The sequence below is a fragment of the Sutcliffiella rhizosphaerae genome (genome assembly GCF_917563925.1).
GTDB classification, from domain to species: Bacteria; Bacillota; Bacilli; order Bacillales; family Bacillaceae_I; genus Sutcliffiella_A; species Sutcliffiella_A rhizosphaerae.
Genome location: NZ_CAKJTJ010000001.1, coordinates 327,602 through 351,714 on the forward strand (window position 1 = coordinate 327,602; position 24,113 = coordinate 351,714).

A 24,113-nucleotide genomic window follows, 5' to 3' on the forward strand; every position below is an offset into this window, starting at 1 on the left:
TTTCTATTAAGCGTGTTTGTTTAATAATTCAGCTAAAGCTTCTTTGGGTTGGAAACCAACTGCTTTGTCAACTACTTCGCCATCTTTGATAACTAGTAGAGTTGGGATACTCATTACACCAAATTTACCTGCAGTTTCTTGGTTTTCATCTACGTCCACTTTTACAATCTTCACTTTTTCTCCCATATCTTGATCTAATTCTTCAAGAACAGGAGCGATCATTTTACATGGACCACACCATGGTGCCCAAAAGTCTGCCAGTACAAGACCGTCGCTTGTTTCTTGAGTAAAGTTTTGGTCAGTTGCATTTGTAATTGCCATTATAATTCCTCCTACACCTTTTGTCTCATGATTAACAATATTGCAGTTAACCATGACTCTGTCAGAAGGGAATATCCTCCAGAGTCTTAAATATAGATAAAGTATAGCATTTCCGATATTGGGATGCTATTTATTTGCTTCAATATAGCTTTTCCCATAATCGTGAATTTATTTCAATCTGTTTTATTGCAAGCTTTATCCCTTTTGCTTATGCACTTTCTCTTCATTTCTTTTAGAGCTTGGGCACATTTTTGTACTAGCTATTTACTTTAGCCTCTCTATAATAGAACAGCCAGGCCGATACTACAGCCTGACTGTTTTACACTTTTCTATTTAATTAATTTGTTACTAACAGCTTTTTAAATTCTGCGGTTAATAGTGGTACCACTTCAAACAAGTCACCGACAATTCCGTAATCCGCTACTTTAAAAATGTTTGCTTCCGGATCTTTATTTATCGCGACAATCACTTTAGAGTTAGACATTCCGGCTAAGTGCTGGATTGCTCCCGAGATTCCACAAGCGATGTAAAGATCAGGTGTGACTACTTTTCCAGTTTGACCAATTTGCATGGAGTAGTCGCAATAATCAGCATCACATGCTCCTCGAGAAGCACCAACTGCGGCACCAAGTACGTCTGCAAGTTCTTTTAATGGTTCAAATCCATCTGTGCTTTTTACTCCGCGACCACCTGCCACAACAACTTTCGCCTCTGAAAGATCCACTCCATCTGTTGCTTTTCGTACAACTTCCTTAATGATGGTACGAAGGTCTTTCACATCAACTTCTAATGAGGATACATCTCCAGAACGCGCATCGTCTTTTTGAAGGGATGCGATGTTATTTGGACGAATGGTAGCAAAAATGACCCCATCCGTTACGATTTTCTTTTCAAATGCTTTTCCTGAGTAAATTGGCCTTGTGAATACAAGATTACCCCCGACTTCTTCAACTTCAGTTGCATCTGAAATCAACCCAGAATTTAATTTTGAAGCAAGTTTAGGTGAAAGGTCTTTTCCAAGTGCAGTATGACCAAAAATAATTCCTTCTGGACTCTCAGCATCCAATACAGCCATTAAAGCTTGGGAGTATCCATCAGATGTGTACGCTTTCAAATTAGCATGTTCTACTGTAATAACTCGGTCTGCTCCAAAAGCAATTAGTTCCTGTGCTAAAGACCCTACACTCTCTCCAGCTAAAACAGTTACAACTTCCCCACCCTCAGCTACAGTTTTTGCAGCTGCAATTGCTTCAAACGATACATTACGCAATGCTGAATCACGTACTTCTGCTAATGTTAACACTTTTCTTGCCATGTTTGTCTCCTCCTGTCCAAATAACTATCTATATATAAACCAATCGAATATATTAGATAACTTTCGCTTCGTTTCTTAATGCAGATACTAGTTCTTTAACTTGATCTTCTAATTCTCCCTGCAGCACTCGACCTGCTTCTTTTTTAGGTGGAAGGTAAATTTCTAATGTTTTTGTTTTTGCTTCTACATCTTCTTCTTCCAAGTCAAGATCATCAAGTTCCAATTCATCTAATGGCTTCTTCTTCGCCTTCATGATACCTGGTAGAGATGGATAACGCGGATCATTCAACCCTTGTTGTGCAGTGACAAGTAACGGTAAAGAAGTTTCAATTACTTCTGAATCTCCCTCCACATCTCGTACGATTGAAACCGTTTCACCATCAATCTCTAATTTCGTAATGGTTGTTACGTATGGAATATTTAGCAATTCGGCCACACGAGGTCCTACCTGTCCAGAACCCCCATCAATGGCTACATTACCACCAATAATCAAGTCCGCCTCTTTATCTTTCAAGAATTCTGCTAAAACTTTTGCTGTCGTATATTGGTCACCATTTTCTACATCATCTTCAGTATTTATTAACACGGCCTTATCAGCCCCCATTGCCAATGCAGTTCGAAGTTCTTTTTCTGCTTCTGTCGTTCCAACTGTTACAACGGTTATTTCTCCCCCATGCTCATCTCTTACACGAATAGCTTCTTCTACTGCGTATTCGTCGTATGGGTTGATAATAAATTCAGCACCGTCTTCATTTATGCTGCCATTTGCTACAGTCAACCTTTCTTCCGTATCAAATGTTCTTTTCAATAATACAAAAATATTCATCACAGTACCTCCGTTTAAACATTATTTTAATTAGTAATATTCAGATTCTTTACTGCAAAAAAAATTATTTCCCTTTAAATTCTGGTGCTCTTTTTTCAATAAATGCTGAGATACCTTCTTTTCCATCTTCAGAAGTAAAAACCTTACCAAATAATTGAGCTTCTTGATCTACGCCATGATAAAATTCCTGATGCTTGGCATATCGGGACAATTCAATAACTGAAGCAACAGATATTGGACCTTTTTGTGCAATTTTCTTCGCCATCTTCAAAGCTTCATCCATCAAAACTTCTTCATCGACGGCTTTATTTGCTAGACCCCATTGAACAGCTTCTTCACCAGTTAACGTATCACTTGTGAATAGCATCTCAAATGCTTTTGCAGAGCCAACAAGTCTCGGCAGGCGTTGTGTTCCTGCAAATCCAGGTATTAATCCGAGCTGCAGTTCAGGTAAACCAAGTTTAGCATTCTTTGTAACAAGCCTTATGTGGCATCCCATTGCAAGCTCCAGACCTCCACCTAAAGCAGCTCCGTGGATGGCAGCTATAATAGGTTTTGGGAAATTCTCCATTTTTTCGAAGAGGTCTTGGCCGTACTTGGCAAGCTGCGTGAATTCCTCTCCTGTTTCAACCGTGGTAAATTCCTTTATATCTGCACCTGCAGAGAAGAATCTACCTTCTCCATGCAAGACAATTACTCTTACTTCTTCCTGTTTCTCCAAGTCATTCATCAAAAATGAAAGCTCTTTCAAAACTAAGGAAGACAAAGCATTCGCTGGTGCTTTATTTATAGAAATTGTTGCGATCCTGTCTTCAACCTTCCATTGCAAGTAATCCACTTTATCTCCTCCTTATGTAAGGCATGGAGCAAGTATTAATTTGCTCCAAAACCTTTGATTAGTAGATGATGAATTTTTGGGGCAATTGAAGTCAAATCATATTTCTGATCATTCATTACCCAAGTGGTAACTGTTTCATCAATTGTTCCAAATACCATTTGTCTAGCAAGTCGAACATCAAGATCATGAAGAAGCTCGCCTGATTCTTTCCCAGCTATGAGAATATCATCCACAACTTGAAGATAATCTTTCAGCACTTCATTTATCTTCAGGCGAAGTTCCAAATTCGACTGGCGTAGTTCAAGCTGTGTCACTATTGCTAGATGCTGATCTACTGCCAGCATGGAAAAATGCTTTTCAATCAATGTTAATAATTTCTCTTTTGCTGTCGATTTTCCTGCAATTTCTTGCCGAATCTTTTCGACGAAGAGACCCATTTTCTCCTGAAATAGAGAAATCAAGATGTCTTCTTTGTTTTTAAAATATAAATAGATTGTACCGTCTGCAACTCCAGCTTGTTTGGCAATCTTTGAAACCTGTGCATGATGATAGCCATTTTCAGCGATAACAATGACGGCAGCATCTATTATTTGTTTATATTTAGGCTTTTGTTGTTTCAACCTTTTCGCTCCTTTTACAAAAATGAATGAACAATCATTCATATTTTCATAATACTGTAACCCTGCTATGCTGTCAATTAATATCTTATCATAATCTGACTCAAAAATCTATTCTGAAAATATGAGGAGAGGGGCTGAAATATCCCCTCTCCAAGTAAATCTCTCTTCTCATAAATCGTGACAATGAAAAGAAAATTTAATATCTCAACTACTAGCTAGATGATCACGTAAAAAATTCTTTCCACACACTATTTAGCAATCTTCTCTTTTTCTTCCTCCACCAAAGCTCTTCTTAATATTTTCCCTACCGCAGTCTTTGGAAGTTCTTCCCTGAATTCATAAAGTTTTGGCGCCTTATAAGCAGCTAGATGTTTCCGAGCATATTGATCCAATTCTTCTTCTGTCAAGGTAGCTCCTTTTTTCTTCACGATGTATGCCTTAACGGTTTCACCACGATAAGGGTCTGGAACACCAGCAACCACTACTTCTTGAATTTGTTCATGCTCATAAAGCACTTCTTCAATTTCACGTGGATAGATATTAAAGCCCCCCGCAATAATCATGTCTTTCTTTCTATCCACAACATAAAAGTAACCCCGTTCATCCATATAACCAAGATCACCTGTCAAAAGCCATCCATCTCTAAGCACTGCTTCTGTTTCTTCTTTACGATTCCAGTATCCCTTCATGATTTGAGGACCTCTTACAGCGATTTCACCTATTTCACCAATTGGTGCCATATCTCCCGTTTCCATGGATAGTACAATGGATTCAGTGTTTGGCCAAGGAATACCAATACTACCTGTAACCCTTTCATCCCACAGGAAGTTAGCATGAGTAACTGGAGAAGCTTCTGACAATCCATAGCCTTCAACAAGCTTACCACCTGTGACACGCTCGAATTGTTCCTGCACCTCCACTGGCAATGCTGCAGAACCACTGATGCATGAATCAACAGAAGAAAGATCATATTTTTCTATATTCGGATGATTTAATAATGCAATATAAATTGTCGGTGCACCAGGGAAAAGTGTCGGCTTTTCCTTATGAATAGTTTTCAATGTAGTTTCTGGATCAAATTTAGGCAACAGAATCATTTCAAATGCTTGCATAATGGAAAGGTTCATGACTGCTGTCATACCGTACACATGGAAAAAGGGTAATATACCGATAACTTTTTCCTGAGCTCGCTTACAGCGGTACATCCATTTCACACACATCATCGTATTTGATACTAAGTTTAGATGGGTAAGCATGACACCTTTCGGAAAACCAGTAGTCCCCCCTGTATATTGAAGTAATGCCAAATCTTCTTTTGGGTCTATTGGTATATCAATGGTTTGTGCCTCTGATTCTTTAATCGCTTCTGTAAATAAATGATTTTCTCCACTATGTTCGACTTTCACAACTATTCCATATTGTTTTTTCTGCACGAATGGGTAAATCATATTTTTTGGAAAAGGGAGATAGTCCTTTATGCCAGTAACAATAATATTTTTTAATTTTGTTAGCGCTTTCACTTTTGACACTCTAGGATATAGAATATCCAAAGTTATAATTATTTCTGAATCTGAGTCATTTAATTGGTATTCTAATTCTCTTTCCATATAAAGCGGATTAGTCTGAACAACTATTCCCCCGGAAAACAGAACTCCATAATAACTTATAACCGCTTGCGGACAGTTCGGAAGCATAATAGATACGCGGTCGCCTTTTTCAACACCGAGTGTTTTTAAGTAGTTTGCCAGCTTTAAAGATTGATCATACACTTCTTCAAACGTTAGTTTTTTCCCAAGGAAACTGATAGCCGTTTTTGATGGATGCTCTTCAGCAGCTTGCTTTAAGTAAGATTGCAACGTTCTCTCTTCGAAGTTGATCTCATGAGGTATTTCTTCTGGATACAGTGATAGCCATGGCTTTTTCACTTCTTGTTCCATTTCATTCCCTCCCTTAATCGGCCTGTACTACTACAAAAGGCCCACATCTGTATGTTATAGTATATCAGTATTTAGTAGTAAAATATAACATTTTTTTGATTTTTTCAAATAAAATGAATTTCCATTCACTTTTTTAGCAATTTAGACAATCCTAATTGTAAAAATACTTTGTGCAAAACCATGCTGATGTGAAGTTAATTAATATGAGCTACCCATCAAGCAATGAGTTTTAATAAGAGCTTGTATTCTTTATTGTTTATCTTTCTCTAATTCTCCTAATTTAGCGAAAAAGTCGATGAGGAAATGAAAAACGATGAGTGGTAAAATTGACCCCAATCCGATATATAGAATAGAAAAGATGACTCCAAAAATAGTTGTCCTTAATACTCCTGTCATAAAGCCTTGGTATGTGTGAGCGAGACCGAATAATAACGATGATAAGAAGATAATAATCCATATAGAAAAATTCGGAAATAAGAACGATAAAGCAAAAATTAAAAATCCTCTATATATAATTTCCTCCGTTATTCCGGCCGTAATAGAAACGTAATTCCACCATTTTTTTTCTTTTGTAGTTGTAGGTAGTATGTCCGAGAATTCTACATTATCCCATTGGTTTTCTTTTGCTTGTGATAGTTTTTTTCTAATCTTATCGCTATATCGATATCCGATTAAATAATATGTAATACCGAGTAGATACACTAGGGCAATAGCGAATACAGAATAGGTAGTAATTGGACCAAGTACTTCGGTATTGATAGTTGGGAAGGTTAGTCCAATATTAGTGAATGTAAGGTCAGTAAATACAATTAAAAACAATATAAATATTGTGGGAATCCATAGACTTATAATTGAATTAATGTAGTATTTTGTCCTTGCGTTTTCATTTAATTTCACATTTAGTTTGAATTTCTGGAAATCGAAATAACCAAAAATTGGCTCATATACTAATGTAAAAATGATTATTATCCAAAAGGCATATTCCATTTCGTCTTTCACCCCGTTTTGATATTTATTTGTTTATTTTACCAATAAATTGGGGGTTTTTAACAGAAATTTTAATTTGTTTTTCTTTAGGAAATACGATTACTATGTTTAATTCAATGTAAAAAAGGGTTCGGAATGTGTCCATTCCAAACCCTTTTGTCTACAATCTAAAAGCAATTAATGCTTCTTCTTTTTATGCAATAAACAAATATATAATGCCAATTAATACAAATATTACACATAAACCAATTAATATCTTCGCTAAAGTTTCCACGCTTAATTTCTCCTTACCTTATACTTGCACCGATAATAAATGACAATCCAACAGAAATGACAAATGAAATCAGGCCAACTGCTCTATTATCATTTCTGATTTCCTCGTCAACTTTGAAACTAGGAGTTAAAAATTCAAAGATAAAGTATGCGACTAAAAGTAGAATAAACCCAATGGAACCCCAACCAATCATCGTTAGAATAGAATCATGATTCCCTATGGAATAGCGAAAAATATTTGCAATTCCAAGGATTTTCCCCCCTGTGGCCATTGCAACGGCAAGATTACCTTTTTTGAGTTCTTCCATATTCTTATATCTAGTAACAAGTTCAAAAATAGCTAAAAACAAAACGAGACACAGAACCACTACGCTAAAGTTTGCCGCGGTTCTTACCAGTTCGTTCTCCCAAAATCCTGTCATACACAGGCTCCCTTCTTATTTCAGTTCGACAACCGTTACACCAGTGCCACCTTCTGAAGCTTCCCCAAATCGGTAATTCTTCACGGACCGATGATTTTTCAAATAGTTCTGTACCCCAACACGAAGTGCACCTGTCCCTTTCCCATGAATGATGGACACTCTATGATATCCTGCTAATACTGCATCATCGAGGTACTTTTCCACTCTCATTAACGCATTTTCAAATCGTTCTCCTCTAAGATCAAGTTCGAGGCTCACATGATAATCTTTTCCTTTAATTGTTGCAAGAGGTTTTGTTTCCACTTGCTTTGGTCTGCTGATATATTGGATATCTTTTGATTTTACTTTCATCTTCAATATCCCGATTTGTACTTGCCATTCTTTCTCATTAGTTTGTTCAACAAGATGCCCTTTTTGATTCAAGCTAAGTACTTTTACTTCATCTCCAAGCTCTAGAGTTTGATTAACCATTTCTTGTTTTTTCGTTGAAGATGACTTTTTGACAGTGGGGACTGCACCCTCTAGTCGTTTTTTGGCATCAATAAGCTCATGCTCTTTTACACTAGCATGCTGCTCCATCCGCATTTTGCGAAGGTCTCGGATGATCTGTTCTGCTTCATGTTTGGCATCTTCCACCAACTTTTCTGCTTTAGCTGCTGCCTTTTCCATTAATTTGTCGCGTTGTTCATTTAAACCTTGCATTTGTTGTTCCAATTCTTCATGTAACTTTTCTGAAGTAATTCTAATTTGTTCCGCTTCTTTCCATTCTGCTTCTGCTCTTTTTTGTGAAGCCTCAAGGGATGCGATCATGTTCTCTACCTTATTGCTATCTTCGCTGACAAATCCTTTCGCTCGCTCAATAACTGCCATATTAAGACCAAGTCGATTGGAAATTTCAAATGCGTTACTTCTTCCTGGTACTCCAATAAGTAATCTGTATGTAGGACTCAATGTATCAACATCAAACTCCACACTTGCATTGATTACACCTTCCCTGTTATATCCATATGCTTTCAGCTCCGGGTAATGGGTAGTTGCAATTACACACGCACCACGCTGATAGACTTCATCAAGAATAGAGATTGCCAATGCCGCTCCTTCTTGTGGATCTGTACCAGCACCAAGCTCGTCAAAAAGTACCAGACTGTTGTAATCCACTTTTTGAAGGATGTCCACAATATTCACCATATGGGAGGAAAATGTACTTAAGCTTTGTTCAATGGACTGTTCATCACCAATGTCGGCATAAATTGCAGAAAAAACACCTATCTCAGAGCCGTCTTGAGCAGGAATATGAAGTCCTGATTGAGCCATTAGAGTTAACAAGCCTAACGTTTTTAACGTTACAGTCTTTCCTCCAGTATTCGGTCCAGTAATGACAATAGAAGTGTAGTCTTTTCCCAATTCAATCGTATTGGGGACTACTATATCTTCTGCGATTAATGGATGTCGTGCTTGTACTAGCCTTATATATTTCTTATCATTTATTTCTGGTTTTGTCCCTCGGATATACTTGCCATACTTCGCTTTTGCAAACATAAAATCTATTTCGGCAAGAATATTGATATTTGCTAAAAGATCTTTGGCAACCTCAGCTACTTCTGCGGACAATTCAGCAAGGATCCGATCAATTTCCAATTTTTCTTTCACTTTTGCTTCCTGTAGGACATTGTTTAAGTCCACAACTTGCTGTGGTTCTATAAACAACGTTGCACCAGAGGAAGATTGATCATGTACAATCCCGCCATATGCACCACGGTATTCCTGTTTCACAGGAATTACATAACGGTCATTTCGAATCGTAATAATTGCGTCTGAAAGCATTTTTTGCGCGTTGCTTGATCGGACCATACTTTCTAGTTTCTCACGGACTCTAGATTCCGTTGAACGTAGCTGCTGACGAATACCCCTGAGCTTTTCGCTTGCACCGTCCAGAACTTCTCCGTATTCATCAATGCAGTTTTTAATGTTACGTTCCAATTCAGGATAAATAATTAACTGCTCCATATACCCTTCCATTATTGGAATAGATATTTCCTCTTCCTTGAGCCCATCTACAAATCGATCAAGCTTTCTAGCTGCATAAATGGTACCCGCGATATCCAAAAGTTCATGGGTATTTAATGCCCCACCTATCTCTGCTCGCTTAACATGTGCCCTGATATCTGTGATACCACCAAGTGGCACTTCCCCTTTTAGTCGTAAAATGGTAGCAGCTTCATCTGTTTGTAGCTGGCTTTTTACTACTTCATCATACTTAGTTGCTGGCACCAATTGGGAAACCTTATCTTTCCCTAATGAGGAAGCCGAAAAACTTGCAAGTTTCTCTTTCACCTTATGAAATTCCAATACCTTTAATACTCTCTGTTGCACGTTACCATAACTCCCTTCTTTGCTAGCCTTACGTATGGTGTCGTGTTAAAAATTTATTTAACTCTTCAATATTCCATGAATTTATTACATTTTCTTTCTTTATCCAACCTTTTCTTGCGGATGCCACCCCCACTTCCATGTGTTCGAGCATCTCAATGCTGTGGGCATCTGTATTAATAACTATTTTTACGCCTGCTTCCTGGGCAAGCTTAACATACTCACTAGAGAGATCTAATCTATTTGGATTTGCATTCAGCTCTAAAGCTGTGTTGGTTTCTGCTGCAAGCTTGATTAGCATTTCCATGTCCACATCATAGCCTCCTCTGCGACCAATCAAACGGCCAGTCGGATGTGCAATAATATCCACATGTTTATTTTCGAATGCAGTTTTCAATCTATCCATAATTACTTCTTGCTTTTGTGAGAAGCTTGAATGGATAGAGGCAATAACAATATCCAATTCTTCTAGTAGGCTGTCATCATAATCAAGGGATCCATCAGGTAGAATATCCATTTCAATGCCAGACAATATCGTAATATCATCATATTTTTCATTAAGTTTCTTGATCATTTCATTTTGTTGCCTGAGTCTTTCCGGTGTCAATCCATTAGCCACCCTCAAAAATTGTGAATGGTCAGTAATCGCCATATACTTATACCCTTTAGCACGATTTGCTTCAATCATTTCTTCTATCGTATGTGCACCGTCGCTCCAGGTAGAGTGCATGTGGAGATCGCCTTGGATGTCATTTAATGAAATAAGTGGAACTTGTCCATTTTCAAGGACAAAATCAACTTCTTTACCATCTTCTCTTATTTCTGGGGGAATAAAAGGTAAATTAAAATGGGAAAAAAAAGCTTCTTCTGTATCAAAATGTATTACTTCTCCGCTTTCAACAATTTCCACACCGTATTCACTTATTTTTTCTCCACGCTCTTTTGCAAGCTGCCTCATGCGGACATTATGATCTTTTGATCCAGTAAAATGATGAAGTGTCGTTGGGAAGCTCAAAGGTTCAACTAAACGGAAATCAACTGATACATCATAATCGTAATTTAGGATAATCGACACTTTCGTATCTCCATTAGCAACGATTTCTGACACTTTATCCATATTAACAAGCTGCTCTCTAACTTTACCTGGCTCCAATGTAGCAATAATAAAATCTAGATCCTTTATCGTTTCTCTATATCTGCGTAAGCTACCTGCACGAGAATATTCTTCAATTCCTTCCATTGAGTCAAGGAAGAGTTCCACTTTTTCCGCAATCAAAGTCATAAAAGAAATTGGAAGTCTTTCCGGACGTTTTCCAACCTCCTCTATTGCAGCTAAAATTTTTTCTTCTGTCTTTTTTCCAAAACCAGCTAGTGCCTGTACTTTTCCTGCCTCACAAGCTTCTTTTAACGTAATGATATCTACTACGTCCAATTCCTGATAAAGTTTCGCTATCTTTTTCCCTCCAAGTCCAGGCAGTTTCAATAGAGGGACCAATCCTTCCGGTACTTCTTTTTTCAACTCTTCCAGAACGGAAGATTTTCCAGATTCTATAATTTCTTCAATGACCGCAGCAGTACCCTTTCCAATTCCACTAATTTTCGTAAGATCATCTATTTGACTAAGGCTTCTTTCATCATTTTCCAAAGAAAGGGCAGCTTTTCTGAATGCTGAGACTTTAAATGTATTTTCGCCTTTTAGTTCCATAAATATCGCAATCGTTTCTAACCATTTTATAATCTGTTTTTTGTTCAACTTAATCACCTGACCTTGTATAAGCTTGTCTATAAGAATCATACAAATAAATTGCGAAAATGTACAATCCAAGAATGTTTTCTAATGGTTTTAAAAAAAAAACGAAACTTTTTCCAATTTCATTCGATATATAGTTATAAGCCTTTTTAGGTTTGCATGTTAATAAAGGATGTTCATTTTTGCCAATAAGAGACAAATACGAAGGAGGAATAATATATGAGCATTATTGCAAGATTCAGAGATATTATGTCCAGTAATATTAACGCCTTGTTGGATAAGGCAGAGAACCCGGAGAAAATGATTGATCAATACTTAAGGAATTTAAATAGTGATCTAGGAAAAGTGAAAGCTGAAACAGCTTCTGTAATGGCTGCTGAACAAAGATCCAAAAGAGAGCTTAATGAATGTAAGGAAGACATGGATAAAATGGAACGCTATGCGATAAAAGCATTGGAAGCTGGTAATGAAGAGGATGCCAGAAAGTTTTTAGAAAGAAAAACGACTCTAGGAACTACACATTCAGAGCTTGAAGCCGCTTATCAACTTGCGATGACAAACTCTCTTCAAATGAGACAAATGCATGATAAGTTAGTAAATGATATCGGTGAATTAGAATCTAAACGAAACATGCTAAAAGCTAAATGGTCTGTTGCCAAGACGCAGGAAAAGATGAATAAGCTTGGTGCATCTGGAAATGGTGCTGGTCAAACAATTTCAGCATTTGGTAGAATGGAAGAAAAGGTAAATTTAGCACTTGATGAAGCAAACGCAATGGCTGAATTAAATGCAGCACCAAAGGACGATATTGATAATCTTACATCTAAATACGATGAGAAAAGTATTAATGTAGATAATGAATTAGCTGCCTTAAAAGAAAGGTTAAAAGGTAATTGATAGTCCCAAATATTGAAGCTGTAGCTTAATGCTGCAGCTTTAAAATGTCTATCGTTATAGAAAGAGGTGAAATAGGATGATTCTCCATTATAAATGTCCTAATTGTGGAAATGATATGCGTTATGATACGGCGTTAGAGACGCTTTCTTGCCAAAGCTGTGGAATGAATGAAGAAATTACAGAACATCCAGAACATTTGATTACCGCAACCTTTGAGGAAAATGAAGTCAAAGAATATAATTGTAATAACTGTGGAGCAATTTTAATTACGGAGGCCGAGACGACTGCCACCAGCTGTAACTTCTGCGGAGCAGGTGTCGTAATAGCAGACAGACTATCAGGACATTTGGCACCAGCGAAGGTTATACCTTTTACCATCAGCAAAGAACAAGCCATGGAAGCTTTTAAAAAATGGTGCAAAAAAGGTTTTTTTACACCAACAGAATTTATGACAGCTGACCGTATTAAAAGTATCACAGGCATGTATGTGCCTTTTTGGTTATATGATTTAAATAGCAGTATTCAGGTTAATGCTGTTGGAACTAAAGTTCGAAAATATACAAGAGGAGATTACATCTATACTGAGACAAATTACTACGATATATTTCGAGACATAAATTTGGATTATGTAAAAGTACCTGTTGATGCCTCTGAAAAAATGAATGATGACATAATGGATAAGCTTGAACCATTTCCATACGACCAACTAAAGGAGTTCAAAACACCATACTTAGTAGGTTATATAGCAGAGAAATATAATTTCACAGATGATGAATTATTACCACGAGCAAAAAACAAGATTAGTACAAACATAGACTCCTATATTCGATCTACTCTTTCTGGTTATAACTCTTTGACATATCAAGATAAGAAAATTAATACCCAAAACTTAAAAAGTCATTATACATTACTCCCCGTTTGGATGGTAAGCTATGATTACAAACAATCCGAGCATACTTTTGCTATGAACGGACAAACAGGCAAGATAGTTGGAAAACCACCAATTAGTTATGGGAAGATGGGAATATGGTTTGCTAGTATGTCAATATCACTATTTATTCTTTTTATGATAATTTTGTTTTTAGGGGAGGCTTTCGGTGAAATACAGTAAAGTGTTTTTGATATTATTCGCTTTTTTCTTTTTACTATCCTGGAGCAATCCAGTATTTGCTGATGTTCCTCATCAAAAGCAATTTATCTTTGATAACGCTAATCTACTAACTGAAGAACAAATTACAGAGCTTGAAGCATTATCTGAGGAACTATCCATGGAAAGTGAAACTGCTCTCATCATCTTGACAGCTGATGGAATGGACGGAAAAGTGATTGAGGACTATATGGGGGATTTTTATGACGAAGAAGCACCAGGCTATGAACAACCCCATGGAAATACTGCAATTCTGACAATAGATATGGAAACCAGAGATTTTTACTTGACAGGGTTTAAAAAAGCAGAGATCTATTTAAATGATGATCGCTTAGATGAAATCCGAGATATTATTGTTCCTTCACTAAGGAATGGAGACTATTTTCAAGCTTTTTCAACTTTTATAGAGTTAACACATGATTTTATGTTAACGGAACCTGAAAATGAAGAAGTAGATCCTGCTCCTCCTAATGCTCACACAAATAATAATACAGGAGGAGAATCAGACTCTTCTTATAACAACCGCTATACAAAAGAAGTAGAGTTAACTTGGATAGACGTACTTGTAGCTTCAATTGTACTTTCAGCTATAATTGTGGGAATCATGTTGCTCTTTAATAGAGTAAAGATAAAAGTTAATCCAGGAACCTATTTAAATAGAAATAGTTCAGGAGTTTTACAAAAACGTGATCAATTCGTAAGGCAAACTGTGACAAAAGTAAAAAAACCTTCAAATAATTCTAATAACAATAGTGGAGGCGGATTCTCTAGCGGTGGAGGAATCACAAGAGGCGGGCATTCGCATAGTGGTAGTAAAGGTAAGTTTTAAGTATTTATGATGAAAGGAGCAATAAAAGGATGTCTTTTTTCAGAAATCAATTTGCCAATGTAGTGGAATGGCAAGAATTTAGAGAAGATATGATTTTTTATAAATGGCATAACAACGAGATCAAAAAAGGCAGTAAGCTCATTATCCGTCCTGGTCAGGATGCTATTTTTTACAACAATGGAAGAATTGAAGGCGTATTTAAGGACGAAGGAACGTATGATGTGGAGTCTCAAATAATTCCGTTTCTCTCAACTTTAAAAGGATTCAAGTTCGGATTCAATAGTGGTATGAGAGTAGAAGTACTCTTTGTAAACACGAAAGAATTTACTGTGAAATGGGGTACAAGAAACGCCATAAACATCCCTGCTCCTGGTCTACCTGGTGGCATGCCAATAAGAGCAAATGGGACTTTTCAATTTAAAGTAAACGACTATATTTCATTAATTGATAAAATAGCTGGAGTTAGAGCGAGATACTTAGTTGATGACGTTAAATTGCGGATTACATCAATTCTAGATCCCTTACTTATGAAGTGGATTACAAGAGAAGGCAAAGATATGTTTAATCTTCAAGCAAATTCCTTTGATATATCAAAAGGAATTAAGGAAGACTTAGATATGCAACTGATAGAAAGCGGCCTTACCATTACCGGCTTCCATGTAATGAGTTTTAACTATCCGAAAGAAATTCAAGATATGATATCTAAGGCAGCATCCCATGGTATGGTAGGTGATGTTGATAAATATCAACGTATTTCCATGATTGATGGAATGTCTTCTGGTAAAATGACTAGTGGAGGTGCCGCTTCGGATGTAGCTGGCATGATGATGGGTATGAATATGGCGAACCAAATGATGAATCAGATGAACCAACCTAATCCAAATCAAGCCCAACCTAACCAAGCCCCTCCAACACCTGCACCTCCGAGTAATTCAAATAGTTTGAGCATCCCGAATTTCTGCCCAAATTGTGGTACTAAAACTAATGGTGCAAACTTCTGTGGTAACTGCGGACATAAACTAAATTAGTTACCAAATAGAAAAACGGATCATCATTCAAACTTGAATGGATCCGTTTTTTGATAATAGTATTTTATTATCTACTCGCCATGTACCCTGTCCATAATTCTCTAAGTTTTTCCGAAAAAATGGGTGTATTCTCTACAATACCTGTTGCCATGGAAGAATCGCTTATTGAAGTTTGAACCAATTCAACAGGTACAAGTGCACCAATATATAATAAAATAAACACAATCAAATATACTTCTACAAACCCAAGAGCTGCACCTGCCCAACCATTGATCTGTTTTAAAATAGGAAGGTGCGCGAGAAAATCAAGCATGGAGCCAATTATTTGTGTTGCAATTCTCGTACCAAAGAATAAAATAGCGAATGCTACTGCCCTGTAGTAAGCAGTATCCAAGCTTATCGCTTCAAAAAACATGGATGCTTCTGCATTTCCAAAGTGAGGCATTGGTACCCATAACTTAAGCTTTGGTGCTAGATCTGCGTAAAACATATATGCAACAACAAATGCTGCAATAAAACCCGATAAGTGAACAATTTGCATGATAAATCCTCTACGAATTCCAACTATTAATCCCAATATAAACATGCCTATTATTATTAAATCTAACATTGTATATTCAATCCTTTTTCTTTAAATCTCTTTGCAAAGTATCATATTCATCTTTTAATTTGATATAATCATGTACAACGTTAACAGCAGTCAGTACTGCCAATTTACTTATATCTAAATTGGAGTTCTTCGTATTGATTTCTCTCATTTTTTCATCAACAATGGAAGCAACAAGCCGTATATGACTGATACTTTCCGTACCTACAATAGAATATTGTTGTCCATATATGTCGACAGTTGTGCGAGTTTTTTGCTCTGACAACGTGTATGCCCCCATTCATAAAATCCTAATCTTTATAATACCATGAAACATTATAAAGTGGAAAAGAAAGATAGAAAAATGTAAAAATTTGTAGTAGGAGTGAATGAATTGTCCTATCAAGTCCTTCAAGTATCCACAAGTATATTAAACAAAATGGAGATTTTTTATAAAGATCATCGGTTGGAGAAGCTCCCAGTAGGTGCCATTTTTGCTGCGAAATCTCCATCATGCAATATAACTGCATATAAATCTGGAAAAGTATTGTTTCAAGGAAAAGGAGCAGACGAGGAAGCAAAAATATGGCAGGAGTTTGGCGCAAATACAGCGCCACAAAAGGCTAAAAAAGCACCTACTGGAACAACAAAAGCACACAAAACATCCTTACCAGAAGGGTTTTCATCGCTTTCAGTCATTGGTTCTGATGAGGTAGGAACTGGAGATTATTTTGGGCCAATCACTGTTTGTGCCGCCTATGTAAAAAAGGAGCAAATGGCTAAGTTAAAAGATCTTGGTGTGCAAGATTCAAAAGCCTTGAATGATGAAAAAATAATAAGGATCGCTAAAGAGATTATTCCGCATATTCCATACAGCTTATTAGTTTTACATAATGAAAAGTATAATGAAATGCAACAAAAAGGAATGACACAAGGTAAAATGAAAGCACTTTTGCATAATAAAGCATTACAACATGTTTTAAATAAAATTGCTCCGGATAAACCTGATGCCATCCTAATTGATCAGTTTGCCGAGTCTGGTGTGTACTATCGTCACATCGCACAGCAACAACAGATTGTGAGAGAAAACGTTTATTTTCATACTAAAGCGGAAGGACTGCACTTATCGGTCGCAGCAGCTTCAATTATTGCAAGATACTCTTTTTTACAAGAGATGGATAAATTAAGTGAACTGGCAGGAATAACGATACCAAAAGGTGCAGGTGCAAAAGTTGATGAAGCTGGTGCAAAAGTTATCTCAAAGCATGGAGAAGCCTTTTTAAACCAGGTGGCAAAAGTGCATTTTGCTAATACAAGTAAAGCAAAAAAACTACTAAGATGAAAAGTCATACTTCAGCCGTATACTGTTGCTCTTGTTATGATATAATTTTTATATATATAAATTAGTGTGAGCGGATTTTTTCTGCTAAACATTTCTTAACTTTTTATTTCTTTAAAAAGCCAAAGTGTTGGCGCACTTTGACTCTTAACAGTATAATTTCCGCAGAAGCACGGCTACTGTGGAGTCGAACGTATTACTAAACTCACCCGACTGCCTAACAGCGAATTAGAAAAGTCACGGGTGGGTTATTTTTTTGTCATTTCCTTTATAAGCACTATTACTAAATTTACAAACGCAAAGAGGAATAGCCCTGTGGTAAGAAATATCTGCATCTCGCTCATACGGTCACCCCCGTTCTCCACAGGGATTCACCGCACCACCCGTTCCTATTATACTGTCCATTCCATTATACCATTCCCAAAGAAAAACAGAACACACGTTCGTATAAATCCTTCCATTTTCCTATTTTTAATAAGGCTTGCATTCAAACTCTTTTTTCTTTTTTCTAGGAAGCAGTAATTTTGCTGAAGTTATTACTAGCTTAATCTGAAAGTCAATAAAAAACAGGAGTCCATTAAATTAGGAGTCCTGTTTCTTAAATGATTATTATTAGCTTCTAAGTACAGCCGCAAATTTCTCTTCTACTGCTTGTAATACTTTGTTGTGAACTTTAGTTACTTCTTCATCTGTTAGCGTATGTTCAGGGTGATAGTACCTTAGTGCGAACGCCACGGATTTTTTGGAAGTATCTATTTTGTCGCCTTCATAAACATCAAATACTTGCACTTCTTTCAATAAGGAGCCACCAGTACTTTTGATGATTTCTTGTAGTTCACCCGCTGGAACGTTTCTGTCTACCACAAGTGCAATATCTCTGCTAATGGACGGGAAGCGAGGAATAGCTTCATACTGAATTTCTCCAACATTTTCTGTTAATAGACTAACCAAATCCAATTCAAACACATACGTTTCGGGAAGATCTATTTCATTTAAGATTTCAGGGTGAAGTTGACCAACAAAACCAATGCTTTTCCCATTCAACAAAACTTCTGCCGTACGACCAGGGTGTAATCCGTCTTTTTCTAAGCGAGCATAGGAAATAGATTCTTCTACTCCAAGGATACGGAACATTCCTTCTAAGATACCTTTTACTACAAAGAAATCAACTGCCTTTTTCTCTCCTTGCCACGGGTGTTGTTCCCATAAACCCGTTAAAGCACCAGCAAGACGTTCTTTTTCCTCTGGTAATGTGGTATTCTCTTTTCCGATAAAGACTGAACCGATTTCATAGACAGCGTTTGCTTGTAGAGATCTCGCAATATTATGCTGTAATGCATCAAGTAAGTGCGGAACTAGACTTAAACGTAACGTACTACGCTCTTCACTCATCGGCATTGCTAAACGAATCGCTTCTCCATCTTCTAAGGCGAATTGCTTCGCTCTTTCTTCACTAGTCAAAGAATACGTAATATTTTGAATCAACCCTGCTCCTTCAAGGTAACGGCGAACTTTGCGTCGCATCGCTTGATATGGAGTTAACACTCCCGGTGTTGCAGCACTGACTGGAAGTGTAGTTGGAATGTTGTCGTATCCATAGAGACGTGCAACTTCTTCTACAAGATCCTCTTCAATGGTTATGTCACCACGTCGAGTCGGTACCGTGACAGTGAAACTGCCATTGTCTTCTGCTACACCAAATTGTAAGCGAGTAAAGATGTCTTTAACTTCCTCAGATGTAATGGAAGTCCCTAAAACCGAATTAATTTTTTCAACAGTTGTAGTAACTATTGCGGGTTCAATGGTAAGCGTATTTGCTTCTACAGAGCCGCTTACTACTTCTCCACCTGCATACTGTTCCATTAAAGAAATCGCTCTTTCTGCTGCCTCACGAGTGCGAGCTGGATCAATACCTTTTTCATAGCGGGCACTTGCCTCACTTCTCAGACCATGATCTTTTGAAGCTTTTCTAATTGTTACACCGTTGAAATAGGCAGATTCCAAAAGTACTGTCGTCGTATCAGATTGTACTTCAGAATTTGCCCCGCCCATTACTCCTGCCAAGGCGATTGGTTCTATTCCATTCGTAATCACAAGGTGATCTTCGGTTAAAGTACGTTCTGTATCATCCAGAGTCGTAATTTTCTCGCCTTTTTGTGCACGGCGTACTAGGATTTCCTTGCTTCCAAGTCGGTCATAATCAAATGCATGCAGTGGTTGGCCGTATTCTAGTAAGATGTAGTTAGTGATATCAACAACATTATTATGGGGGCGAATTCCCGCAGCCATCAGGCGAGCCTGCATCCAAAGTGGTGATGGTGCAATTTTGATGTTTTTCACGACTTTAGCCACATACAATGGGTTATCTTCTTCTGCTTCCACTTTTACAGAAATATAGTCTTCAGCCACCTCATTATTTGCTGCATATTCAGTGGAAGGCCATTTAACTTCACGTCCCAATATTGCTCCAACTTCATAAGCTACTCCAAGCATGCTTAGAGCATCAGAGCGGTTGGGTGTTAAACCTAATTCCAATACTTTATCGGTACGGTTTAAATATTCAAGCGCATCTGCACCAACTTCCACATCACTTGGGAAAACAAATATTCCTTCTGCAAAATCTTTTGCAACAAGTTTCGAGTTAATGCCCAGTTCCTGAAGAGAACAAATCATTCCGTTGGATTCCTCACCACGCAGCTTTGCACGTTTAATTTTGAAATTTCCAGGAAGTACTGCACCAACAGTCGCAACTGCAACCTTTTGTCCCTTATCAACATTTTTAGCACCACAGATGATTTGTACTGGTTCGCTTTCTCCAACATCTACAAGGCATTTGTTTAATTTATCGGCATTTGGATGCTGTTCCCTTTCAAGGACGTGCCCAATGACAACTCCATTAATGCCTTCGTTTAATACTTCTACACCTTCCACTTCAATCCCGCTTCTTGTGATTTTTTCCGCAAGGTCTTCTGCTGAAATGTCCTCTATATTTACGTAGTCTTTTAACCAATTATAAGATACTAACATCGCTTGTTTCCCTCCAATTAAACTCGATTAAACTGCTTCACAAAGCGTTGGTCATTTGTGTAAAAATGACGAATATCATCAATGCCGTAGCGCAGCATCGCAATCCTCTCAGGTCCCATTCCAAATGCAAACCCTTGATATTTATTCGGGTCATAACCGGACATTTCCAGTACTTTTGGATGAACCATCCCTGCACCAAGAATTTCAATCCAGCCTGTTCCTTTACACATGCTGCATCCATTTCCACCACATTTCGCACAGGTCACATCAATTTCAACCGACGGCTCTGTGAAAGGGAAAAAGCTTGGACGCAGGCGGATTTCTCGGTCTTCCCCGAACATTTTCTTTGCAAATGCTTCAAGTGTCCCTTTAAGATCACTCATACTGATGTTTTCATCAATGACTAGCCCTTCAATTTGAGTGAATTGGTGGGAGTGTGTAGCATCATCATCATCTCGACGATACACCTTCCCTGGACAAATGATTTTAATTGGTCCTTTTTCTTTGTTGGCTTCCATCGTTCTAGCCTGTACTGGAGAAGTCTGGGTACGCAGCAATATTTCATCCGTAATATAGAAGGAATCCTGCATATCACGCGCTGGATGGTCTTTTGGCAAATTCAATGCTTCGAAGTTATAATAATCTGTTTCCACCTCTGGCCCTTCTGTGATGGTATAACCCATACCTAGAAATAAATCTTCAATTTCTTCAATTACTTTTGTTAATGGATGTGGATTTCCTGTAGGCACTGGACGACCAGGTAATGTAACATCAATGGTTTCGGATGAAAGCTTTTTGGCCACTTCTGCTTTTTCCAATGCTGTTTGCTTCTCTTCTATCTTCGCAGCCACATTTCCACGTACTACATTTGCAAGTGATCCCATTTTTGGACGCTCTTCTGCCGAAAGTTTCCCCATTCCTTTTAAAATCTCGGTAATTGGTCCTTTTTTCCCAAGATATGCGACACGCACATCATTTAATTGCTTTAAGTCTTCCGCTTGGCTGACTTGTTCTATCGCAAGTGCTTCTAGCTCCTTTAATCTTTCCTCCATTTTGATTCCTCCTTATTTTTTGGCAAATAAAAAAACTCGTCTCTTCATCGTGAAGGGACGAGTTATCATCGCGGTACCACCCTAATTAACAAAAATCATGAAAGATTTCTGTTCGCTTCATTCCAGATAACGGCTTTCTAACCGGTACACCTTTACAGCTAACTTCCTGCTGGTCCAAGTGCCAACTCAAGAGGTGAAATGTTCCCTCAAATCTTCCATTAAAATGCTTTCAGTCTATGGCATTTTATCCCTAAAAAGGTCTGATCGGAGGTACTTTCCTCTGTCACTGCTTTGTTCGTATGTAACTATTTTTATATTATATTGAAAACCAGTTCGTGTTGCAACTCTATCCTCGTAAATAATACATTAAAATTCCTGCTGCTACACCAACATTTAAGGACTCACTCTTTCCATGAATAGGAATAAAAAGATTCTTGTCCGTTTGAACTAGATGATTTTCTGACATCCCGCTTCCTTCATTCCCTAGGATAAGAGCAAATGAAGATGATGGTTTCATTTCGTGATAAACAACACCATTTGTTAACGCTGTTCCGTATACAGGAATATTCTGCAGCTTACACAACTTGATATAGTCGCTTAACTCTCCTCGAAGAATTGGAAGGTGGAATATAGAACCTTGAGTAGAGCGAATCACTTTAGAGCTATAAAGATCTGCACAACCTTCCCCTAAAATAACCATGTCCATCCCTGCAGCATCAGCCGTTCTTATCATTGTACCCACATTCCCAGGATCTTGTACTTGATCAAGCATTAATAGTTTATGATGTTGGTTTATGGTTTGCTGGTTGTTTTTCGGAATTCTACAAATAGCCGTAACCCCTTGAGGCGTCTCTGTTTCGCTAATTTCTTTTAAAACACTTGGGACTGCATAGATGAGTTCTATCTCATTAAACTCCCAATGTTTTGGGATAGATCGATCTTCAGAGATGATAATTATTTCAACAAGGTCATTCACCTTTAAAGCCTCTTCTATTAAGTGAAAACCTTCAATAATGAAGGTGCCTGACTTCTCTCGCTCTTTTTTCTTATGTAGCTTTTTCCACTGCTTAACCTGATTATTTTTTACCGATTCAATATATTTCAATGCTTTGTTTCTCCTTTTTGCTTTTCCATATAGCTATTATACGCATTTGATATACATAATGAAAGCTTGGCATGGACACCCTATGCAATGATACTATTTTTCCTATGAGGTGATTACATTGAATTTGAACTTACGTCATGCTATCCGTCAAAATGTGGAAGGTAATTCCCAAGAAGAGCTTAGAGCGACAATCTTAGATGCTATTAACAAAGGCGAAGAAAAAATGCTTCCAGGTTTAGGCGTTTTGTTTGAAGTAATTTGGGAAAATTCTTCCGAACAGGAAAAGTCCGAAATGCTCTCCACATTAGAAGAAGGCTTGAAATAGTATTGGACGATGGTGGACAGCTCCTTGGAAGGGGCTGTTTTTTATTTTGGGAGGAAATCGTCATTATTCAAAATGTAAGTCCGTTTATATGAAGTACCACTATAGCTCAAATTAAGCGAGGATATTAATTTTGAAGCAATTGAGTTTGAGTTTATTTTAAGAAACTCTTTAAATTGGAGGTGGGTAAATTGAGGACCAAATAAAAGCAAATGATCTTTTAATGAATCAATATATGCATCTTTTGAATGGATTTTACAATTTGAACAATACCAATTCCCCCGTTTTCTATCTATTGGAATTTTGTAACATCTTGGACAATGTACACCTTTAATAATTTCATCCGGTGCTATATTAAATCTAGCAAGCACATTCGAGCTATCTTGTTTATTGCTTTTAATCAAACAACGAGCTATTTTTAATAAATCTTTTTTTGTAAATATAGATGTTCTATGTTTCTGATCCATTTCAGCAATTTTCAGTAGGTTTTGACTATGAATTACAGAATCGGTCCCTTTAACTCTTGAATCAGCTCTTATAATAGTTTGAGGGTTGGTAAAGCAAATCAAGGACTCAATTGGAGGAGTGTTAAACTTTTGTACATTCAGCCATTGCTTTAACATATATTTTTGTTTGTCTGTTTGAAATATAGGATTATAAAACCCCTCTTCTAGCCCATTAACAGTCCTAATAAATTGATTAAAATAATTTTCAAATTGAACAGTACCAATAATGTTTTTTATTTCAAGTATAAGAAGATAGTTTGCAGATAAAATGAGGATATCCATCTGAAAGTATTTATTACCGGTGTGTAATCGCAGATCATGAAAAATATAATACCCTTTAACATCCAAAAAGGATAAATAATAGTCCATAGAAAGCTTACCTCTGTATCCTGCTACTCTTTTGGCAAGTTCTTGTTCGATTTGTGACATTTTCGTATGATTATTTGATAGTCTTCGTTGCAATGCACGCAATTTGAGGATAATTATGGGTTCTGTTCGTGGTTTTTTCCACTTATATTACCATAAAATAGAAGATTGTAGTACTACACTAAAAGTTGGTGCCAAATAAGTAACAGTTGGTGCGGAAATGCAAGAAGTTCGTGCGAAAGTCACTATA

22 protein-coding genes and 1 other annotated feature are annotated in these 24,113 nt (G+C 37.3%); of the genes, 6 read left to right on the plus strand and 16 right to left on the minus strand.

The window, feature by feature from the left end; translation table 11 throughout:
- Window positions 1-6: 6 nt before the first annotated feature.
- From trxA to polX, 10 genes are all read right to left on the minus strand, one after another.
- On the minus strand, window positions 7-321 hold the full coding sequence (gene trxA, locus LRP81_RS01645) for a thioredoxin (RefSeq protein WP_230499481.1): 315 nt from the start codon (window positions 319-321) through the stop codon (window positions 7-9).
- 337 nt (window positions 322-658) lie between these two features.
- Complete coding sequence (locus LRP81_RS01650; protein ID WP_230499482.1) at window positions 659-1,636, minus strand: electron transfer flavoprotein subunit alpha/FixB family protein; 978 nt, start codon at window positions 1,634-1,636, stop codon at window positions 659-661.
- A gap of 52 nt (window positions 1,637-1,688) precedes the next feature.
- Window positions 1,689-2,462, minus strand: a complete 774-nt coding sequence (locus LRP81_RS01655) for an electron transfer flavoprotein subunit beta/FixA family protein (RefSeq protein WP_230499483.1) — start codon at window positions 2,460-2,462, stop codon at window positions 1,689-1,691.
- 64 nt (window positions 2,463-2,526) lie between these two features.
- Complete coding sequence (locus tag LRP81_RS01660; protein ID WP_230499484.1) at window positions 2,527-3,300, minus strand: enoyl-CoA hydratase; 774 nt, start codon at window positions 3,298-3,300, stop codon at window positions 2,527-2,529.
- A gap of 35 nt (window positions 3,301-3,335) precedes the next feature.
- The gene (locus LRP81_RS01665; protein ID WP_230499485.1) at window positions 3,336-3,920 is read right to left on the minus strand and encodes a TetR/AcrR family transcriptional regulator; all 585 of its coding nucleotides are present in this window, start codon (window positions 3,918-3,920) and stop codon (window positions 3,336-3,338) included.
- Window positions 3,921-4,168: 248 nt separating this feature from the next.
- Window positions 4,169-5,857, minus strand: coding sequence for a long-chain-fatty-acid--CoA ligase (locus LRP81_RS01670; RefSeq protein ID WP_230499486.1), 1,689 nt, complete (start codon window positions 5,855-5,857; stop codon window positions 4,169-4,171).
- A gap of 249 nt (window positions 5,858-6,106) precedes the next feature.
- Window positions 6,107-6,844 carry a CPBP family intramembrane glutamic endopeptidase gene (locus tag LRP81_RS01675; protein WP_230499487.1) on the minus strand — a complete coding sequence of 246 codons (738 nt, stop codon included), beginning with the start codon at window positions 6,842-6,844 and terminating at the stop codon, window positions 6,107-6,109.
- Window positions 6,845-7,131: 287 nt separating this feature from the next.
- Window positions 7,132-7,539 (minus strand): DUF350 domain-containing protein, encoded by a 408-nt coding sequence (locus tag LRP81_RS01680; protein ID WP_230499488.1) that lies wholly within the window; start codon window positions 7,537-7,539, stop codon window positions 7,132-7,134.
- Window positions 7,540-7,554: 15 nt separating this feature from the next.
- Window positions 7,555-9,912 carry an endonuclease MutS2 gene (locus tag LRP81_RS01685; RefSeq protein ID WP_230499489.1) on the minus strand — a complete coding sequence of 786 codons (2,358 nt, stop codon included), beginning with the start codon at window positions 9,910-9,912 and terminating at the stop codon, window positions 7,555-7,557.
- 28 nt (window positions 9,913-9,940) lie between these two features.
- Window positions 9,941-11,671 (minus strand): DNA polymerase/3'-5' exonuclease PolX, encoded by a 1,731-nt coding sequence (gene polX / locus LRP81_RS01690; RefSeq protein WP_230499490.1) that lies wholly within the window; start codon window positions 11,669-11,671, stop codon window positions 9,941-9,943.
- 207 nt (window positions 11,672-11,878) lie between these two features.
- Between polX and LRP81_RS01695 the strand changes: the two genes are divergently transcribed.
- The 4 genes from LRP81_RS01695 (at window position 11,879) to LRP81_RS01710 (ending at window position 15,560) form a co-directional block, all read left to right on the plus strand.
- Window positions 11,879-12,556 carry a PspA/IM30 family protein gene (locus tag LRP81_RS01695; protein ID WP_230499491.1) on the plus strand — a complete coding sequence of 226 codons (678 nt, stop codon included), beginning with the start codon at window positions 11,879-11,881 and terminating at the stop codon, window positions 12,554-12,556.
- 76 nt (window positions 12,557-12,632) lie between these two features.
- Entirely contained in the window at window positions 12,633-13,667 is a 1,035-nt protein-coding gene (locus LRP81_RS01700) for a TFIIB-type zinc ribbon-containing protein (RefSeq protein ID WP_230499492.1), read from the plus strand.
- Window positions 13,654-14,532 carry a TPM domain-containing protein gene (locus LRP81_RS01705; RefSeq protein WP_230499493.1) on the plus strand — a complete coding sequence of 293 codons (879 nt, stop codon included), beginning with the start codon at window positions 13,654-13,656 and terminating at the stop codon, window positions 14,530-14,532. Before LRP81_RS01700 ends, LRP81_RS01705 begins: the two co-directional genes overlap by 14 nt.
- Before the next feature lie 29 nt (window positions 14,533-14,561).
- The gene (locus LRP81_RS01710) at window positions 14,562-15,560 is read left to right on the plus strand and encodes an SPFH domain-containing protein (RefSeq protein WP_230499494.1); all 999 of its coding nucleotides are present in this window, start codon (window positions 14,562-14,564) and stop codon (window positions 15,558-15,560) included.
- A 67-nt stretch (window positions 15,561-15,627) separates the two neighbouring features.
- On the opposite strand, the gene LRP81_RS01715 is transcribed toward LRP81_RS01710, so the two are convergent.
- Both LRP81_RS01715 and zapA read right to left on the minus strand, forming a co-directional pair.
- A complete protein-coding gene (locus tag LRP81_RS01715) occupies window positions 15,628-16,170 on the minus strand; it encodes a CvpA family protein (protein ID WP_230499495.1) in 543 nt (180 codons plus the stop codon).
- Window positions 16,171-16,177: 7 nt separating this feature from the next.
- Window positions 16,178-16,447: a cell division protein ZapA gene (zapA, locus tag LRP81_RS01720; RefSeq protein WP_399206812.1), complete on the minus strand. Its 270-nt coding sequence runs from the start codon at window positions 16,445-16,447 to the stop codon at window positions 16,178-16,180.
- A gap of 93 nt (window positions 16,448-16,540) precedes the next feature.
- Here zapA and rnhC point away from each other — a divergent pair, with 93 nt between their 5' ends.
- Entirely contained in the window at window positions 16,541-17,488 is a 948-nt protein-coding gene (gene rnhC / locus LRP81_RS01725) for a ribonuclease HIII (RefSeq protein WP_263458216.1), read from the plus strand.
- 609 nt (window positions 17,489-18,097) lie between these two features.
- On the opposite strand, the gene pheT is transcribed toward rnhC, so the two are convergent.
- The 3 genes from pheT to LRP81_RS01740 all read right to left on the minus strand — a co-directional run bounded on the left by pheT (window position 18,098) and on the right by LRP81_RS01740 (window position 22,669).
- The gene (pheT, locus tag LRP81_RS01730; protein WP_230499497.1) at window positions 18,098-20,512 is read right to left on the minus strand and encodes a phenylalanine--tRNA ligase subunit beta; all 2,415 of its coding nucleotides are present in this window, start codon (window positions 20,510-20,512) and stop codon (window positions 18,098-18,100) included.
- 17 nt (window positions 20,513-20,529) lie between these two features.
- Window positions 20,530-21,564, minus strand: coding sequence for a phenylalanine--tRNA ligase subunit alpha (gene pheS / locus LRP81_RS01735; protein ID WP_230499498.1), 1,035 nt, complete (start codon window positions 21,562-21,564; stop codon window positions 20,530-20,532).
- A gap of 50 nt (window positions 21,565-21,614) precedes the next feature.
- Window positions 21,615-21,860: a binding site (T-box leader), on the minus strand.
- A 50-nt stretch (window positions 21,861-21,910) separates the two neighbouring features.
- Window positions 21,911-22,669, minus strand: a complete 759-nt coding sequence (locus LRP81_RS01740; RefSeq protein ID WP_230499499.1) for a TrmH family RNA methyltransferase — start codon at window positions 22,667-22,669, stop codon at window positions 21,911-21,913.
- A 118-nt stretch (window positions 22,670-22,787) separates the two neighbouring features.
- Between LRP81_RS01740 and sspI the strand changes: the two genes are divergently transcribed.
- Window positions 22,788-22,994, plus strand: a complete 207-nt coding sequence (sspI, locus tag LRP81_RS01745) for a small acid-soluble spore protein SspI (protein ID WP_230499500.1) — start codon at window positions 22,788-22,790, stop codon at window positions 22,992-22,994.
- A 41-nt stretch (window positions 22,995-23,035) separates the two neighbouring features.
- Here the strand turns inward: sspI and LRP81_RS01750 are convergent, their stop codons facing one another.
- Window positions 23,036-23,926 carry an NERD domain-containing protein gene (locus tag LRP81_RS01750; RefSeq protein ID WP_230499501.1) on the minus strand — a complete coding sequence of 297 codons (891 nt, stop codon included), beginning with the start codon at window positions 23,924-23,926 and terminating at the stop codon, window positions 23,036-23,038.
- Between the last annotated feature and the right edge of the window lie 187 nt (window positions 23,927-24,113).